At 34.7% G+C, this 15,322-nt stretch carries 18 protein-coding genes and 2 tRNA genes; 11 read left to right on the top strand and 9 right to left on the bottom strand.

Features of this window, described 5'->3' with window-relative positions; all coding sequences use genetic code 11:
* The first annotated feature begins 110 nt into the window (after positions 1-110).
* From MNY28_RS02870 to MNY28_RS02835, 8 genes are read left to right on the top strand one after another with little or no spacing between them, the layout of a single operon-like run.
* Positions 111-815, top strand: a complete 705-nt coding sequence (locus MNY28_RS02870) for a DUF2461 domain-containing protein (protein WP_346388845.1) — start codon at positions 111-113, stop codon at positions 813-815.
* On the top strand, positions 808-1,107 hold the full coding sequence (locus MNY28_RS02865) for a cupin domain-containing protein (RefSeq protein ID WP_151900166.1): 300 nt from the start codon (positions 808-810) through the stop codon (positions 1,105-1,107). The genes MNY28_RS02870 and MNY28_RS02865 overlap by 8 nt, the downstream gene beginning before the upstream one ends.
* Before the next feature lie 8 nt (positions 1,108-1,115).
* Positions 1,116-2,069, top strand: a complete 954-nt coding sequence (gene hemH / locus MNY28_RS02860; RefSeq protein ID WP_151900167.1) for a ferrochelatase — start codon at positions 1,116-1,118, stop codon at positions 2,067-2,069.
* On the top strand, positions 2,066-2,701 hold the full coding sequence (locus MNY28_RS02855; protein WP_346388844.1) for an HAD family hydrolase: 636 nt from the start codon (positions 2,066-2,068) through the stop codon (positions 2,699-2,701). The genes hemH and MNY28_RS02855 overlap by 4 nt, the downstream gene beginning before the upstream one ends.
* A 45-nt stretch (positions 2,702-2,746) precedes the next feature.
* Positions 2,747-3,427: a hypothetical protein gene (locus MNY28_RS02850; RefSeq protein WP_346388843.1), complete on the top strand. Its 681-nt coding sequence runs from the start codon at positions 2,747-2,749 to the stop codon at positions 3,425-3,427.
* Positions 3,428-3,485: 58 nt separating this feature from the next.
* Positions 3,486-4,685: a molybdopterin-dependent oxidoreductase gene (locus MNY28_RS02845; RefSeq protein WP_151900170.1), complete on the top strand. Its 1,200-nt coding sequence runs from the start codon at positions 3,486-3,488 to the stop codon at positions 4,683-4,685.
* A gap of 9 nt (positions 4,686-4,694) precedes the next feature.
* Positions 4,695-5,003: a sulfite:cytochrome C oxidoreductase subunit B gene (locus MNY28_RS02840; protein ID WP_151900171.1), complete on the top strand. Its 309-nt coding sequence runs from the start codon at positions 4,695-4,697 to the stop codon at positions 5,001-5,003.
* Positions 5,004-5,042: 39 nt separating this feature from the next.
* A complete protein-coding gene (locus MNY28_RS02835) occupies positions 5,043-7,154 on the top strand; it encodes a methyl-accepting chemotaxis protein (protein ID WP_346388842.1) in 2,112 nt (703 codons plus the stop codon).
* 745 nt (positions 7,155-7,899) lie between these two features.
* On the opposite strand, the gene MNY28_RS02830 is transcribed toward MNY28_RS02835, so the two are convergent.
* On the bottom strand, positions 7,900-8,181 hold the full coding sequence (locus MNY28_RS02830) for a type II toxin-antitoxin system RelE/ParE family toxin (RefSeq protein ID WP_346388841.1): 282 nt from the start codon (positions 8,179-8,181) through the stop codon (positions 7,900-7,902).
* Positions 8,182-8,183: 2 nt separating this feature from the next.
* Entirely contained in the window at positions 8,184-8,435 is a 252-nt protein-coding gene (locus MNY28_RS02825) for a hypothetical protein (RefSeq protein ID WP_346388840.1), read from the bottom strand.
* A gap of 69 nt (positions 8,436-8,504) precedes the next feature.
* Between MNY28_RS02825 and MNY28_RS02820 the strand changes: the two genes are divergently transcribed.
* Positions 8,505-8,993 carry an IS30 family transposase gene (locus MNY28_RS02820; RefSeq protein WP_346388839.1) on the top strand — a complete coding sequence of 163 codons (489 nt, stop codon included), beginning with the start codon at positions 8,505-8,507 and terminating at the stop codon, positions 8,991-8,993.
* A gap of 85 nt (positions 8,994-9,078) precedes the next feature.
* Here the strand turns inward: MNY28_RS02820 and MNY28_RS02815 are convergent.
* Both MNY28_RS02815 and MNY28_RS02810 read right to left on the bottom strand, forming a co-directional pair.
* A tRNA-Gln gene (locus tag MNY28_RS02815) sits at positions 9,079-9,153 on the bottom strand.
* Between the two features lie 20 nt (positions 9,154-9,173).
* Positions 9,174-9,250 (bottom strand) — tRNA-Met (locus MNY28_RS02810).
* 166 nt (positions 9,251-9,416) lie between these two features.
* Here MNY28_RS02810 and MNY28_RS02805 point away from each other — a divergent pair.
* Both MNY28_RS02805 and MNY28_RS02800 read left to right on the top strand, forming a co-directional pair.
* Complete coding sequence (locus MNY28_RS02805) at positions 9,417-10,445, top strand: bifunctional 3,4-dihydroxy-2-butanone 4-phosphate synthase/GTP cyclohydrolase II (RefSeq protein ID WP_346388838.1); 1,029 nt, start codon at positions 9,417-9,419, stop codon at positions 10,443-10,445.
* Between the two features lie 3 nt (positions 10,446-10,448).
* A complete protein-coding gene (locus tag MNY28_RS02800) occupies positions 10,449-11,381 on the top strand; it encodes an FAD:protein FMN transferase (RefSeq protein ID WP_346388837.1) in 933 nt (310 codons plus the stop codon).
* Here the strand turns inward: MNY28_RS02800 and MNY28_RS02795 are convergent.
* From MNY28_RS02795 to MNY28_RS02775, 5 genes are all read right to left on the bottom strand, one after another.
* Positions 11,371-12,474, bottom strand: coding sequence for a multiheme c-type cytochrome (locus tag MNY28_RS02795; protein WP_346388836.1), 1,104 nt, complete (start codon positions 12,472-12,474; stop codon positions 11,371-11,373). The genes MNY28_RS02800 and MNY28_RS02795 overlap by 11 nt on opposite strands.
* An 18-nt stretch (positions 12,475-12,492) precedes the next feature.
* On the bottom strand, positions 12,493-12,939 hold the full coding sequence (locus tag MNY28_RS02790; protein WP_346388835.1) for a hypothetical protein: 447 nt from the start codon (positions 12,937-12,939) through the stop codon (positions 12,493-12,495).
* Positions 12,923-13,405: a hypothetical protein gene (locus MNY28_RS02785; protein WP_346388834.1), complete on the bottom strand. Its 483-nt coding sequence runs from the start codon at positions 13,403-13,405 to the stop codon at positions 12,923-12,925. Before MNY28_RS02785 ends, MNY28_RS02790 begins: the two co-directional genes overlap by 17 nt.
* Positions 13,406-13,930, bottom strand: coding sequence for an FMN-binding protein (locus MNY28_RS02780; RefSeq protein WP_346388833.1), 525 nt, complete (start codon positions 13,928-13,930; stop codon positions 13,406-13,408).
* A 108-nt stretch (positions 13,931-14,038) separates the two neighbouring features.
* Positions 14,039-15,244 carry a porin gene (locus tag MNY28_RS02775; RefSeq protein WP_346388832.1) on the bottom strand — a complete coding sequence of 402 codons (1,206 nt, stop codon included), beginning with the start codon at positions 15,242-15,244 and terminating at the stop codon, positions 14,039-14,041.
* Between the last annotated feature and the right edge of the window lie 78 nt (positions 15,245-15,322).

Below are 15,322 nucleotides of genomic sequence, written 5' to 3'. Positions count from 1 at the left end.
ATTAAGTTAAGCGACTTTTTTGGAACCCGTACTTTAGTGCGGGCTTTGTGTCTTTCATGACTAAGTTTTAGTTTGACACATATATTTGTAATGTAAAAAAGGAAATACCTTTGGAGTTTACAGGTTTTAGTAAAAAAACACTGCCGTTTTTGGCAGCAATTCGAAAAAACAACAACAAAGAGTGGTTTTCGGCTCATAAACAGGAGTACGAAACACTCATTCTCAATCCCTCCCGTGCTTTTGTCACAGAGATGGGAGAGCATCTGCAGGCACTTGAACCATCCATAAACGCAATACCAAAAATCAACAAATCTCTGTATAGAATCTACCGTGATTCAAGACGTCCAAATGCGCTTGCCATGCCTATAAAAGAGCGCATCGGCATAATATTTTGGCAGGGAAACAGCAAGAGAATGCAAAGCTCCTCTTTTTATCTGCACTTTTCGCCTGAAGAACTTTATGTAGCCGTGGGTGTACGCTGGTTTGAAAAACCGATGCTTGATGCTTTTCGGCAAACCATTAAAAATGATGCCAAACGTGCCGAACTCGCAAATATACTTAAAGTTATCAAAGCAAAAAACAAAAACTACACCCATCTTGAAAAAGGCTATAAGCGTTTTCCTAAAGCATTTCATGCTGATATGGAACATGCTGATTTGAGCCTTTATAAAGGTATGGCAACCTATACGATACTCGACCCGCATCTTATAGAAGACGGGGAGAAGCTTATAAACAGGCTTTATGAAATTTATGAAGATATGCTGCCTCTGCAACAGTTTATGTATGAAGTCAGCCTGAGAGTCGAAGATGAGTAATATTTTTGATTATGAGCTGCCTGAACCTGACAGTGAGAAATTTCAAACACTTTTAAAAAAGAAAAATGTAGAAATAAAAACTATAGTAAGCAACACCCTGAAAACTCCGCAAACCTTTGTTGAGGAGAGAGATGAATGGCTTGTCGTTCTCAAAGGTTGTGCAAAATTGGAAATAAATGGTATAGTACACAAATTAAAAAGCGGTGATACTCTGTTTATAGCTGCAAATACAAAGCATACACTTCTCAAAACAAAAAAAGTCGTTGTCTGGCTGAGTGTATATATACAATAGGAAGTAGATTGAAAAAAGAGGCAATAGTATTACTGAATATGGGTGGTCCAAACAACCTGAATGAAGTAGAAATGTTTTTAAAAAATATGTTTGCAGATAAAAACATACTGACGATGAAAAGCAATCTTGTGAGAAAAATGGTTGGCGGACTGATTGTCTTTAACCGTGCGGAAGCATCTCAGGAAATATACAGAGAACTGGGCGGAAAATCGCCTATAGTCGGGCATACAAAAAATCTTGTGTCAAAACTGCAAAAAAAACTGGGTGAAAAATTTATAGTTGATTTTGCCATGCGATATACACCGCCTTTTGCCTGTGAAGTAGTGGAAAAACTGGCTAAAGAGGATGTGGACAAAATATACTTGATTCCTTTGTATCCGCAATACTCTACAACGACGACAAAGTCCTCTCTTGAAGATTTTGAAGAGTGCTATCACAAGAGTAAAGGCAATGCACTTTTGGTGGAAATAAAACATTTTTTCCAAAATGAAACATATAACAGGGCAGTTATTCAAAGTATTCAAAATACAGTGGGAGAGAGTGAGTATCGTGATTTTGACATTGTTTTTTCAGCACACGGACTTCCGCAAAAAATTATAGATGCGGGAGATGTGTATGAAAAACATGTGAAACGTCATGTGGAAATTTTAAAAGAGATGATGCAAAAAGAAGGGATGGCATTTCATGATGTTCATTTGGCATACCAGTCAAAAGTAGGGCGTATGGAGTGGCTCAAACCTTCACTTGAGGACAAACTCAAAACAGTCAGAAACAGGGGTGTTGTCATTTTTCCTATCGCCTTTACTATTGACAATTCGGAAACAGACTATGAGCTGGATGTAGAGTACAGAGAAATAGCACAGGATTTGGGATTTAAAGAGTATAGAGTCTGTAAATGTCCAAATGACAGTGATTTGTTTGTTGAAGCACTTGTGGAAATTTATAAAAAGATGAAATCATGAAAAAAATAGTTATATTTGATATGGACGGGACATTGATTGATTCAAAAAAAGATATTACCATCTCAGTCAATTATGTAAGAAAAACAAATCATAACCTGCCTCCACTAAGCGAAGAGTTTATAGTGGATGCTATTAACAAAGAGGTAAGAAATCTTCCTAAACTCTTTTACAATACTGAAATCTATGAAGAAAAAGACAGAATTCTTTTTGAAAAACATTATAAAGAGCAGTGTATAGAACATCCTTACCTTTATGATGGTGTCCAAGAGATGCTTGAGCGGTTACATGTAAAGGGGGTAAAGCTTTCAGTTGCGACAAATGCACCGACACAGTTTGCCCTGACAATGCTGAAACATTTACATGTAGCCGATCTGTTTGACATGATAGTCGGTGCAGATAAAGTACAGGCATCAAAGCCGCATCCCGATATGATACACAAAATTTTGAATTTTTACAGTTATGATGCAAAAAAAGATAAGGCATGGATGGTGGGGGATAATTCAAAAGATATTAAAAGTGCACACAATGCCGGCATTGAAGCGATTTTTGCAGCATGGGGATTTTCTGCGCATGGAACACATACCGTAGTAGTAAAAGATCCAAAAGAAATAGTAGATATCGTTTTACAATAAATTATGATACAATAAATCCTAACTCGGTTGAGGAGGGATGTCAAAATGTTTCATAATGATTTACTGATAGCTTTTATTGTAATGGGCATTTTATTTTTACGACAAATAGCAATTTTGAAACGTCCGGACAAAATTAACTATGCTCCTCTTGTTCTTGCTATTGGAGTGATTGCTACACTTGTCCATTTTATTTTACATACACAGTATGCAGATATTTTACTACTTGTCAAAGAATCTCTTTTTCCTCTTCTTTTTGCTTTAATCTTATATGTAATTATGAACATTTTTCATCAAACACAACAATCGCAGTTTATGAAAATGCAATTGGCACAACTTGAGAGCATCATACATGCAGACAGAGATATACAGAGAGTTGAAGAGCAAAATATTGTTTTAGAAACATCAAATAAACTGTCTGCTTTGATAAAAGATTTTGAAAGTGAGATACTGCTTTTAAAATCTCATGCCGGCAGTATAAATACAACTTTAAGCGAGAGTGAAGCCAAACTGTTAAATGTCAAGAATCAAAGTGAAATGATAATAAAACAGATTGTTTTATCAGTGAAGAATATGCAGGAACTTGAAAAAACAACAGCAAGTTTTCCAAAAATATTTTCTCAATTAAACAGTGTGATTCAAGAAATAGAAGCGATAAAATCGGATTATATAACATCATACAAAGAGCTTGAAAATCTTTTAAAAAGATTGGAAAAAAAGCTCTTTTAAGTCATTTTAAATATTTGTCGATATAATCCAAACCAAAATAACAATTATAAGGAAAAATATGAAAAGAAGAGAATTTCTTAAAACTTCTATGGCTGCTTCAGCTGCTATTTTAGGTACAACTGCATTATCAGCCGGTGAAACACATCAGCCAATTGATACCAGAAAAGTCTCTGATATGGCTTTCCCTGAAAAAAGACCATTGATAACCTATTCGGACAGACCACCGCTTTTGGAATCACCAAGAAGTACATTTGCACGCGGCATCACTGAAAATGATGAATTTTTTGTCAGATGGCACCTTCCGGATATTCCGACTTATATTGATACAGATTCTTTTACTATTAAAATCGATGGTTTGGTTGAAAAAGAGTTGGAAATTTCTCTTAAAGAGTTGAAAAATGATTTTGAACAAGTTGAAGTAACTGCAGTACTGCAATGTGGTGGTAATTCCCGTTCAGCTTTTACACCAATAGCAGGCGGTATTCAATGGGGAAGTGGTGCTATGGGATGTGCAAAATGGAAAGGTGTACGGTTAAGTGATATTTTGAATCGTGCAGGCTTGAAAAAAGATGCTCATTGGATCGGTTTCAACGGTAAGGATAATGCAGCTTATTATGAAACACCGAATTTTGTAAGAGAATTAGAGATTGAAGAGTTAAATGATCATGTCATTATTGCGTATGAAATGAATGGTGAGGATTTACCTTATTTAAATGGCTTTCCTCTTCGTTTGGTTATTCCTGGATACTATTCGGACAGTTGGGTTAAAATGTTAAGTAATATTACAGTTACAAATAAATACAAATCTCTTTTCTTTATGGATGTAGCATACCGTGTTCCAGACAATAAATGTGAATGTGAAACGCCAAAGCATAAATTTAAACCAACAAAGCCAATAACAAATATGAATGTAAAATCAGTGATAGGGTATCCTGAAAACGGGATGAAACTCTATCATAATTCACATGTAGTTGTAAGAGGTGTGGCATTTGATGACGGACATGGAATTAGAGAAGTTTTAGTCTCTGTTAATGGTGGGAAAACATGGGAAAAAGCAGAACTCAAACAAGAAAATGGACGTTATGCTTATACGGAGTTTAGGTATTCATATAAACCTACAAAATACGGAAAACTGACATTTATGGCAAAAGCAGTTAATCGTCTTGGAGATGAACAGCCATTTGCAAAAGATATCGGATGGAACCATGGTGGATATAAGTACAATGGTATTGATGAAGTTACAGTAGAAGTGGTTTAAGGAGAAAAAATGAAAAAATTATTATTAATAGCAATACTGTCCGCAGGTTCACTCTTTGCACAAGTAAAGGGAGATATTGAAGTCCCGTATATATCTTATCAAATCAAAATGGGTAAAGGATTTGATGCTGTTCAGGCAAACTGTCTGATGTGTCACTCTTTTGGATATATTATTAACCAAGGCCCTCAATCACGTGAGTTTTGGCATAAAAAGATAGAGAAGATGATTGTACATTTTAAAGCACCTATCACAAAAGAAGATGAAAAAATTGTGACTGACTATCTCTTTAAGCACTATGGAAACGGCAAATTAAAATAGTACCTGTCAAAAAAAATTGCAGGAATGGAGGTAAATTTCATGTCAATCAGTAAAAAAATACATATACCATTGGTAGTTTCTATTTTAGCAGGATTTATTATTATTTTGGTGAACTACTATTATTCTATTAAAGACTTGGAACATGAGGTTTATACTTCAGAATCTGCTTCTTTGCATCTTAGCTACAAGCAAGCAATGCAAGCAAAGGAAGACATCGGTCTTACCAATGCTATAAACATATCGCAAAATTACAGTGTGATACGCTCATTGATGGAAAACAACAGAACTGTTGCCATCAATGGTTTAAAAAGCCTGTCTCAGGAATTTAAAAAATACACAAAATATAAAAATATTAAAATACATATACATGATGCAAATGTACATAGTTTTTTACGTGCTTGGAAGCCAAAGAAATTTGGAGATGATTTAAGTTCTTTTAGAAAAACAATAGTTGCCGTTAAAAGAGATAAAAAACCTATTGTCGCTATTGAGCTTGGTCGTGCAGGGCTTGTACTCAGAGGCTTAGCTCCCGTTGAGCTCAATAATCGCTATTTAGGTTCTGTTGAATTTATGCAAGGTTTAAATTCTATAATAAAATCTGCGAGAAAAAACAACGGATACGAAATAGCCATTGTCATGAAAAACGAATATCTCTCAACAGCACGTTCATTAAAATCTGCTCCAAAAGTCGGTAATTTTACACTTGCAGTCAAAGAAAATGTCGTTAATAAAGAGTTTTTTAATGATTTGGCTCATATTTCTATTGAGAAGACAGATAGACCACAAATAACTGATAAGTATTTTATAGTCTCAGAACCTATAAAAGATTTTTCAAACAATGTTGTTGCTTATGCACTGATCGGTGAAGATATCAATAAAGTAAACAGCGTCATTTCTCAATCTGAAGACTCTCTTTTGAGACAAGTATATATTATGTCTTTGGTTGATCTGTTTATTTTACTGTTTTTAATGTACATTATCAAAAAAACAATTACTGACCCTATAGTAAACCTTGCAAATGTTGCTGATGAATTGGCACAGGGTGATGCTGATTTGTCAAAGAGACTTCCCGTGGTATCAGAAGATGAATTAGGGCAGGCGAGTAAAAATTTCAATGCCTTTTTAGATAAAGTCGAAGCGCTTGCACTCGAAGCAAAAGAAGAAGCTTTAAGAGCTGAAGATTCTGCAAAACATGCTGCGGAAATTGGCGAGAAGAACAAACTGACTCTTGCGCTGTCGGGAGAGATGATAAGCGGTGCACTCAACAATGCAGAAAATTTAAGAAACAGCATGTCTCAGAGTGTTGAAAGTGTCAATCAGGTAAATATACTCAATGCCAAAACATCCGAAGTCATTAAAGAAGTGACACACTCTACGGATAACATTAAAGATGCAATTGGCAGTATTACAGAGATGGTTTCAGAATCACGACATTCTGCAGAGGAACTGAATGCAAATGTTGAAGAAATTTTTAATGTGATCTCTCTTATTAAAGATATTTCAGACCAGACTAACCTGCTTGCACTGAATGCGGCTATAGAAGCGGCACGTGCAGGTGAACACGGACGAGGATTTGCAGTAGTTGCCGATGAAGTTCGTAAGCTTGCAGAACGAACGCAAAAAGCTACAAGTGAGGTAGAAGCAAATATAAGTGTACTTAAGCAAAACTCGATGAATATGAGTGAAAACAGTGAAAAAATTGAAGAACACTCCATAAGTTCACAGCAAACACTCGAGGACTATGTTGACACGCTTTCTCAGTTGATTTCCAACAGTGAAGCTATCACAAAAGACAATGAAATCATAGGATACGAACTATTTACAAATATGGCAAAACTTGATCATATGGTCTATAAAAACAATGCATATTCATCAATGCTTGAAGGGAAATTGAAATTTGAATTGAGTGACCATACTCAATGCAGACTAGGCAAATGGTATGCAGATGAAGGTAAAAAACTATTTGGAAAAAGCAGTTTTTATACAAATCTGCAAGAGCCGCATAAAAAAGTGCATGATGATATAGCAAAAGCTATGCGTATGCTTGGCAGTGATAAAGTTGATGAAATCATAAAAATATTTAAAGATGCAGAAAAAGCATCACAGGAGTTGTTTACTTATTTAGACAATATGGTTAAAGAGAAATTATAATTCTTTTTAACCCGCTATTTATACCCAATGCCATTAAGTTAAAAAAAATTAATGCTTTTTCGGAACCGGTACTTCAGTCATAAGTATCTACACAACTCAAAACTCCATCTACATCAGATATCTTGTTCCTGGTTACGAGCCTGCAGCTTAATCGAACTAAAAAAACTTTCTGATTTCCAACATATTTTTACTGTTTGTATGTTCTGTCTCTCATACAAGCAAACAGGCATAAGAGGCAACAAACAAGCGTTTAAATATAGCCTGTGCACTCTTATGTTGCCATTTTTCCAAATTAAACCCTGAACTCTTTAGCAGTTGTCAAACGAGTGCTTTCATTGATTTCATTGAAAAAGATAGCATATGCTTCTTCTAGGAGCTCTTTTTCTATCTCATGGATAGTTTGAGTGTCTTTGATGTTAAATTTGTTTCTAGATACATCACTGTTCTCGTAGTAAAACTCACTACTTACTAACTGATACTTTGATACCATACTTTTTTCTGAGGAGTTGAGCTTTTTTTATAACAGAAGTATTTTGTTGTAGTATATCCTTCAATAGCTTGAAAGATAGATACAATTTTTGAGATAATATTTTTATTGTTCGGATTCTTGCTCTGCCAATTCAAATTTAAAGTGCTTATTTTAGGGGTTTTAAGGGGTGGATTGGGTAGAGGGTTTCACTGTATCCCTGTTTTATTGTATTTTTTAAATACAAAATAAAAATATACCCCTAAAAATTAAAGTGACCTACAATTCTGCTTTATACTTTTTAATACCTAAAACTGTAATGATTGATTTTTCTTCATCAACTTTATATACAACTGTATACCCTTTATAAATCAAGTCTCGGATATTATCATCATCAAAGTAAATTGATTTTCTACATTTGTAAGGCATATGGTGTATATCTTCAATTAATTTTTTTATCCCTTTTTTAAATTGATTTGCTCTATTCTTGCTATCTTGTGCAATATAGTCCCAAATGTTATTAAAAGAATTTATAAACCTTGGCTCATAGATAATTTTCATACTTAATTGCTAGTATGATGTTCTATTGTATTCCATACTTCTGTATGTGAAAGAGGTTTTGTCTTTCCACTTTCAATATTTTCTAAAGCATTTTGGAAATAAGCTTTATCCTCTTGAAATTGCTTAGAGTTTAAGTAATCATCTTTTCTATCTACTAGATTCAGAAGGTATTCATTAATTTTTGATTGCATATCAATGCCAGCATTCTTGAGTTTTTGATAAACATCATCTTGAATATTTAAAGATATTTGCATCTGTAATTACCTCCTTTAGTTACCTAAGTATAACATATTTTTGGTGATACAAGTTAATTGTAATTATAATTGGCGAGAGAAAAGTCTCGCATCGGAGATTGGGAAATTGACACTGTAGTTGGTAAAGATCATAAAGGATTTTTAGTTACTGTAGTTGACAGAAAATCAAAATTTGCTATCATTAAAAATGTACCAACTAAACATGCCGAAGTAGTAACCCAAGCGCTTATAGAGATGCTCACACCAATGAAAAAGATCACTCATACAATTACAAGTGACAACGGCAAGGAATTCGCATATCATAAACAAGTAGCAGCTGCACTGAACACAGATTTTTACTTTGCTAATCCATATCACTCTTGGGAGAGAGGATTGAATGAACATACTAATGGATTAATCAGGCAGTATTTACCCAAGAAAAGCACCTTTTTAAATGTCTCAAAGGATGAAATCATTATGATTCAGAACAGACTTAACAATCGACCTAGAAAAATCCTTGGATACAAAACTCCATATGAGGTGTTTTTTAGTGAAATGAGTAAAAAGTTAGCTAGTTAAATTAGGTGGAAATTGCACTTGATATTAGAATTGGCGCTATTTTTAAGATTTAGTTTTGAAAGTGCCTAATTTAGGGAGTTTAAAGTGGATGGGGTAGAGGGATTCGAACCCCCGAATGCCAGTACCAAAAACTGGTGCCTTACCGCTTGGCGATACCCCAATGCTTTGTAGATTAAAGATTGGTTGCGGAAACAGGATTTGAACCTGTGACCTTCGGGTTATGAGCCCGACGAGCTACCGAACTGCTCTATTCCGCGGTGTTTCAAACACTTTTACTCTGTGTTTGTGAGCGAAATTATAGACAAAAATTTCTTTTATGTCAAGAGTTTTTTATTAAAAGTATTAATTTTTTTTTTGAACTCTTTTTAATACTAATTTTCCTATAATAAAGAAAAGAAAAATATTAATAAATAAAGAGAAAATATGAAACCGATAGAAAGAGTTTTACAGGCTATAGAAGATATTAAAAAAGGCAAAATGGTTATTATGGTTGATGATGAAGACAGAGAAAACGAGGGCGATCTGGTCTATGCGGCCGCCTTTTCTACACCGGCACATGTAAACTTTATGGCAATGCACGCACGGGGGCTTATATGTGTTGCTCTTTCTAAGTCTATTGCCGACAGACTTGATTTGAATCCTATGGTGAGTTCAAATACTTCTTCGTATGAAACTGCCTTTACAGTCTCTGTTGATGCTAAAGATGCACTGACAGGAATTTCAGCTAAAGAGCGGGACGATACTATAAAAATATTAGCCAACCCCATTTCAAAGCCGGATGAACTGGTAAAACCGGGGCATATTTTTCCTCTCATTGCAAAAGAGGGCGGTACACTTGTAAGAACAGGCCATACGGAAGGCTCTGTTGATCTGTGCCGTTTGGCAGGGCTGAGTGAAGCGGGGGTAATTTGTGAAATAATTAAAGATAACGGTGAAATGGCCCGTCGCGATGATTTGGATATTTTTGCCAAAAAACATGATCTGCATACAGTATTTATTTCTGATATTGTTGAGTATAGACTTTCGAATGAAAGACTTGTAAAAGAGACAGAGGTGCAGGAGATAGAGTTTTTCGGTGTCAAAGTGCAGCAACATACATTTGAAGACCATGATGGTATAAAACATACAGCGATACTTTTTTACAATGCAGGTGAAGTTGCAAATGTACGGGTTCATAATGTAATTCCTGACTGTGAACTACTTTTGCAACAAGAGAAATACAATAATTTGATCAATTCTATAGAATATTTGAAGCAAAACAGCGGTTTGTTGGTTTTTATAAACAAAACACATCATCAGGACAATGCGGCCATAAAAGAGTTTGGAATAGGGGCGCAGATTATTAAATCATTTGGTATTTCAAAAATGAATCTTATTACTTCTATGAAAAAAACCGACTTTGTAGGACTGAGCGGATTTGGACTTGAAGTAAATGAGATTATTGATATTTAACTGATGTACAAATTTTTTCTTCTTGTCTCTGTATTTGTTACATGTAATGCAGATTCACAGATGATACAGCGTACAAAAGTATTGATGGGTACTTTTGTGTCAATATCTGTCGACAAGGAAGATAAAAAATTTCTTAAACCCTCTTTTGAGATTATCAAAAGGGTCGATAACTCGCTCTCTACCTATAAAAAGAATTCTCCAATATCTCAACTTAATCAAAACAGACATGCATCTTTAGACAAGTATTCTTATGAAGCTTTGACGCTTTCTTTAAAATACTATAAGCAAACACACGGGTACTTTAATATTGCGATAGGAACAATTACGAAAGATTTATACAGATTTGGTGCCAAAGAGCGTATTGCTTTGAAAAATGAACTTGAAAAAAGTTCTGTTTCTGTCAATGAGCTTAGATTTGATAAAGATGAGGCTTTTTTAGGCAATGCAGTAAAAATAGATCTTGGCGGTATGGGAAAGGGATTTGCAGCAGACAAAGTCAGTGAATTTTTACTGCAAAACAAGGTGAAAAAGGCAGTTGTTGCCCTGAGCGGAGACATTCGATGCATAGGCAGCTGTAAAATTGCCGTTAATAATCCTTTGGATGTGACACATCCTTTGGTTACATTTATAATACATAACAGCGGTGTAAGTACAAGCGGAAATTATAATCGTTATATAAAAAGCACAAAGTATAATCATCTCATTAATCCAAAAACAAAAGAATCAGAACAAAAATTTATCTCTATAACGCTTGTCTCAAAACTTCCATCAGCAACACTCGATGCATATGCAACGGCTGCGAGTGTTATGCCGATAAAAGAAACATATGCATTTTTAGATTCTAAGAAGATAGGCTACATTATTTTGCAAGCAGATAAAAAACTTGTTATAAGCAAAAATATAGCTGAATATACTGATATATTTATTAAAAATTAAATGATTCAGTTTTTAGAATTCTTATTTTGGTAAGCTCTTTGCTATGTTGCAGCTTTAACTCTTTTGCTGCTTTTTTTGAGATAAGCCGAAAACCAAGTGTTAGTACAATTTTATCACCTTTTTGCAGCTTTGTGTTGTAGACAATATTTTTTTTCGCATAAATAAGGGTATCTTTTAAAATATTCGTTGCTTCAAAAGGCATACTTTCTTTGTCGCCTTTTCCGAAAATACGTGTAAATATATAAGGTTCCTGAACTATTTTGTCTGCTCCGCGAATGATTGTAACATTGAGGACTCCTTCTCTGTAGGCCTGTCCGAACAGAGCATGATTGGCAAGATTTTCAATGCTTACCTGAAAGCCTTTTTCATGTTTTTGTACATGAAAATTGATATATTTTCCGAGACTTTTGCTGAGTTTGTGCAGACCTGCTATGCCATGATAGGCATGAGTCTTACTGTCGCTGAGTGTTGTTTTGCTGCCCATGGTTTGCGGCATATGACAGGATATGCAGGTGTTTTTGTCTTTTTTGTCAATATACGCATCAAGCATGATGATATCAAAATCATGCGCATTGTTTACATGTGAATGGCATCCCATGCAGACATTGCCGTTATAGTAGTTTTCATTGTTGTATTCAATTTGGTGATAAGGAGAATTTTTAGAGCGTTTGATAAGACCAAAAAAAGAAGTTGTTGTTTCATATGTAACTTTGGATCTGTTTTTTTTATCTTCTTGGGCACTAAAGAAGTCTTTTTTCTTTCCTGTTAAAATATTTTTGTTCGCTTCATCATATTTTTGAATATTTTTGATTGTATGGCAGTAGATACATGATATCGGTTCTTCTTTTTCCTGTTGCAGGTTTGTTGCGCTTGGTGCATGGCAGCTGTTGCATTTGCTTCTTTCTTTTTCTTTGTGTTCTTTCTCAAAGACCGCTCTATATATTGCATCATTAGCAAGCGATGACTTTCTGTGAATTGAATCATAATATTCTTTATAGATTAAAGGATGGCATTTTTGACACACTTTGTTGTCGTTTGCAAAGGAAGCATTACATGTAATAAGAAGTAATAAAAATAATAAAAGTGTTTTCATAACAAATATTGTAGCCAATTAATCATATAAAATACTTTTAAAGAGTATAAACAAAGTATACAATATGACAATTTCAAAGAAAAAAAATGAAAATATTTTTAAAAATGCAAGCGATTCAAAACCGTTTATAAGAGCAAACGGTGTAAAAATTTCTAAAAATGAGAGTATAAACAGAGCAGATGTAAGCAGTCGCAGTTCTCTTGTTCTTTTTTTGTGTGTAAAGAGCAAAAAGTGCACGGTAACCATTACGAAAAGTCCAAAGGCAAAAATATGCGGCAAGATGATTTTCAGTATGCCGCCTGGTGTTTTAGGTGCTATGAAAAGTGCTTCATTTCCAAGATAGTATGTTAATACACCTTCAGTCGTGAAGCCGATCTTGGATGCAAAAAGAATACTGCTGCTTATAAGAAGGAGTATTGAAAAGAGAATAAAGTAAAATATAGCAAGGTTATAGGCTTTTTGCAAAATTAAGGCTCCATAATGAATAAATAACCATGTAAAATGCACACAAATGCCATAAATAATATGTTACAAGATAAATATACACAAAAAAAGGATGTATATAATATGAAAGCGTAAGGGCAATGAGCATAATCAGCGCACTTGTCATCACACTGTTAAGGCAAAAAAGTTTCAGAGTGTCATTTGCGGTTAAGCGGATAAATATAGCACTGAGTGTGAGAAGTATCATCATCATGAAAAATATTTTGGTATGAATATATTCCAAAAACGAGGCTTCGGAGATGGGTTCGAGGAAATTTTCTTCATTTCCAAAAAGTGTGAATTTTACCTGTTCATAAAAAAGACCAAAGTTGCTGGAATCTACAAAAACTTCAGCAGCAAAATACAAAAGCATGAAAACGAGCAAGCCGTTGAGCATAGGTTTGATCGATGAATCTTTCTTTAAGTCTTTTATAAGAGTAAAACGCAATTATTTATCCTTATAGAGCATATTGTATATGGCAAATGCTATACGCGAACCATCAGTAAGACTCTTTGCGCTCATTGTTGCACCTGAGATATTTGTTATTTCACGATTGAGTTTTAACAACTTGTCAGTTTTTTTGTTTTTAAACTGTTGCGTCCATCTTTTTGGCGGAAGATATTCCAGTGTTTCATTAAAGGCAATGACTTCTATCCCCTGCAAAACAGAGTCTTTGAAAAAATAGAGTGTTACTGCATTTTTGGAACGAACTTTTCTGTTAACAAGTATGCCGTATCCTAATATTTTTCCGTTTTTTTCGGCTATATATACTCTGTAGATTTTTGTAGTCAGTTTTACACCTGCATTTTTTTGTACTGTTTTAAATTTTTCATGGGTCAGAATAATATTCTTCTTGGTAATTGTTGCATTAAGATCAAAATTTTCTTTCATTGCATCAATAGGAGATACAAGGAGTTGGGCTGATAGCTGTTGTGTCAATAATAGTAGTATAAATAGTGAAATATATTTCATAGCTTAATTCTTTAAATATTTTATTTTTAAAATTCTAGCAAAATAATTGGGGTTTTGCAGTAAAATTGCTGCAAAACCTTATAAAGGAGAAAATATGTTCGAATGTTTTTAAAAAACAAAACCTAAAGATATGCCGGTAATATTCCCTGTCGCCGCATTGTCTGAGACAACATACTCAGCTTTAAGGACTACCTGCTCATGTGGGAAAAAGTTAATCCCAAGTGTCACATCTGTTATGGCATCACCTGCAGTTCCGCCGTTGCTTACTTCTGATTGCGGATTATATCGTTCATATTGCACAAAAAGAGGTGTTTTTTTGTCTGTACCTATTAAAGAGGCAATATTGTAACTTGCATTTAAGAAACCGCCGTAATTTGCTATAACCTGTTGACTTGCATTTGTATCAAGTCTTTTGTTTTGTGCATAGGTACCGTAAATTCTTGCTGCGCCTATTTTGTAGTCAAGATGAACATCTACCATAAGCAAATCTTTTGAAAAGTATGATGAAGCACCGATAAGCAAACCGCTTTTTCCGGTGTAGTCAACTCTTATCTGTCCTGCTGCATCCGGATTTTTCACTAAACGCCCGCTGCCGCGACCGTTTCTTACCCACTTGTCCCCGGTATCCGTTATCTGCAGTGCTGTGACTATAGAGGCTTTATACTCTATGCCATCTGCAATTTCACCGTAAACCATTGCCCCTGAAGTATTCCATGTAGTCGGAATAATATACTTTGCTGTATTTGGACGCTGTATCGTTGTAAAGAGTGTCGGTTCGTGCTGTTCATTCATTAAACCCATCGGGAGCAAGAAGTTACCAAGACGTGCATTGAAGTTTTTGTTCCCGATGAAGTCAAGGTACATAAATTCAACAGCTACAGTATCACCGGTCGCACCTGTACTGGTAGCTTTTACTCCGCCGCCTTCATACTCAATTTCCGAGTTTAAAATGATATTGTCAGCAAACTTATATCCAAAATATGTTATAAATCTTTTTATCTGTGTTTCAGAACCAGCCTTTTGTGTACTTGAATAATACATTTCACCGTATCCGCCGATACTTAACGGTGATTTTGAGTAGTAAACTTTAGAAGCAGCACTACCTAGACCGGTATAACGCTTTTTCTCATCAACTTTGGTATAATTAAAGCCGGTTTTTAAATCACTTGTTTCATCAACAAGAATCTGTGTCATTTCTTTGAGATCTTTCACTTCCTGTTGAAGCTTGAGAATATCTGTTTTGTCATCCCCGAAAGAGGCACTGCTTACCAGTAACATGCTTGCTAATACTAGTGATACGTTTGTTTTTTTCATTTTTTTATCCTTTGTCTTGATTATGATATTTACTATCAAAATCTTTTTTATGCAGAAATTATATACTTTTTTTTTAAA

It is taken from the genome of Sulfurimonas sp. NWX367 (assembly GCF_039667065.1).
Taxonomy (GTDB): domain Bacteria; phylum Campylobacterota; class Campylobacteria; order Campylobacterales; family Sulfurimonadaceae; genus Sulfurimonas; species Sulfurimonas hydrogeniphila.
The sequence above is the reverse complement of the archived record's forward strand: the minus strand, read 5'-3'. Positions and strand labels throughout refer to the sequence as shown.

Excerpts from the sequence above, each read along its gene's own strand:
- MNY28_RS02845 (WP_151900170.1), top strand. The coding sequence starts at position 3,486 with ATGAAAAGAAGAGAATTTCTTAAAACTTCTATGGCTGCTTCAGCTGCT.
- MNY28_RS02855 (WP_346388844.1), top strand. The coding sequence starts at position 2,066 with ATGAAAAAAATAGTTATATTTGATATGGACGGGACATTGATTGATTCA.
- MNY28_RS02805 (WP_346388838.1), top strand. The coding sequence starts at position 9,417 with ATGAAACCGATAGAAAGAGTTTTACAGGCTATAGAAGATATTAAAAAA.
- MNY28_RS02865 (WP_151900166.1), top strand. The coding sequence starts at position 808 with ATGAGTAATATTTTTGATTATGAGCTGCCTGAACCTGACAGTGAGAAA.
- MNY28_RS02850 (WP_346388843.1), top strand. The coding sequence starts at position 2,747 with ATGTTTCATAATGATTTACTGATAGCTTTTATTGTAATGGGCATTTTA.
- MNY28_RS02795 (WP_346388836.1), bottom strand. The coding sequence starts at position 12,474 with ATGAAAACACTTTTATTATTTTTATTACTTCTTATTACATGTAATGCT.
- MNY28_RS02800 (WP_346388837.1), top strand. The coding sequence starts at position 10,449 with ATGTACAAATTTTTTCTTCTTGTCTCTGTATTTGTTACATGTAATGCA.
- MNY28_RS02840 (WP_151900171.1), top strand. The coding sequence starts at position 4,695 with ATGAAAAAATTATTATTAATAGCAATACTGTCCGCAGGTTCACTCTTT.
- MNY28_RS02835 (WP_346388842.1), top strand. The coding sequence starts at position 5,043 with ATGTCAATCAGTAAAAAAATACATATACCATTGGTAGTTTCTATTTTA.
- MNY28_RS02775 (WP_346388832.1), bottom strand. The coding sequence starts at position 15,244 with ATGAAAAAAACAAACGTATCACTAGTATTAGCAAGCATGTTACTGGTA.
- MNY28_RS02780 (WP_346388833.1), bottom strand. The coding sequence starts at position 13,930 with ATGAAATATATTTCACTATTTATACTACTATTATTGACACAACAGCTA.
- MNY28_RS02825 (WP_346388840.1), bottom strand. The coding sequence starts at position 8,435 with ATGCAAATATCTTTAAATATTCAAGATGATGTTTATCAAAAACTCAAG.
- MNY28_RS02830 (WP_346388841.1), bottom strand. The coding sequence starts at position 8,181 with ATGAAAATTATCTATGAGCCAAGGTTTATAAATTCTTTTAATAACATT.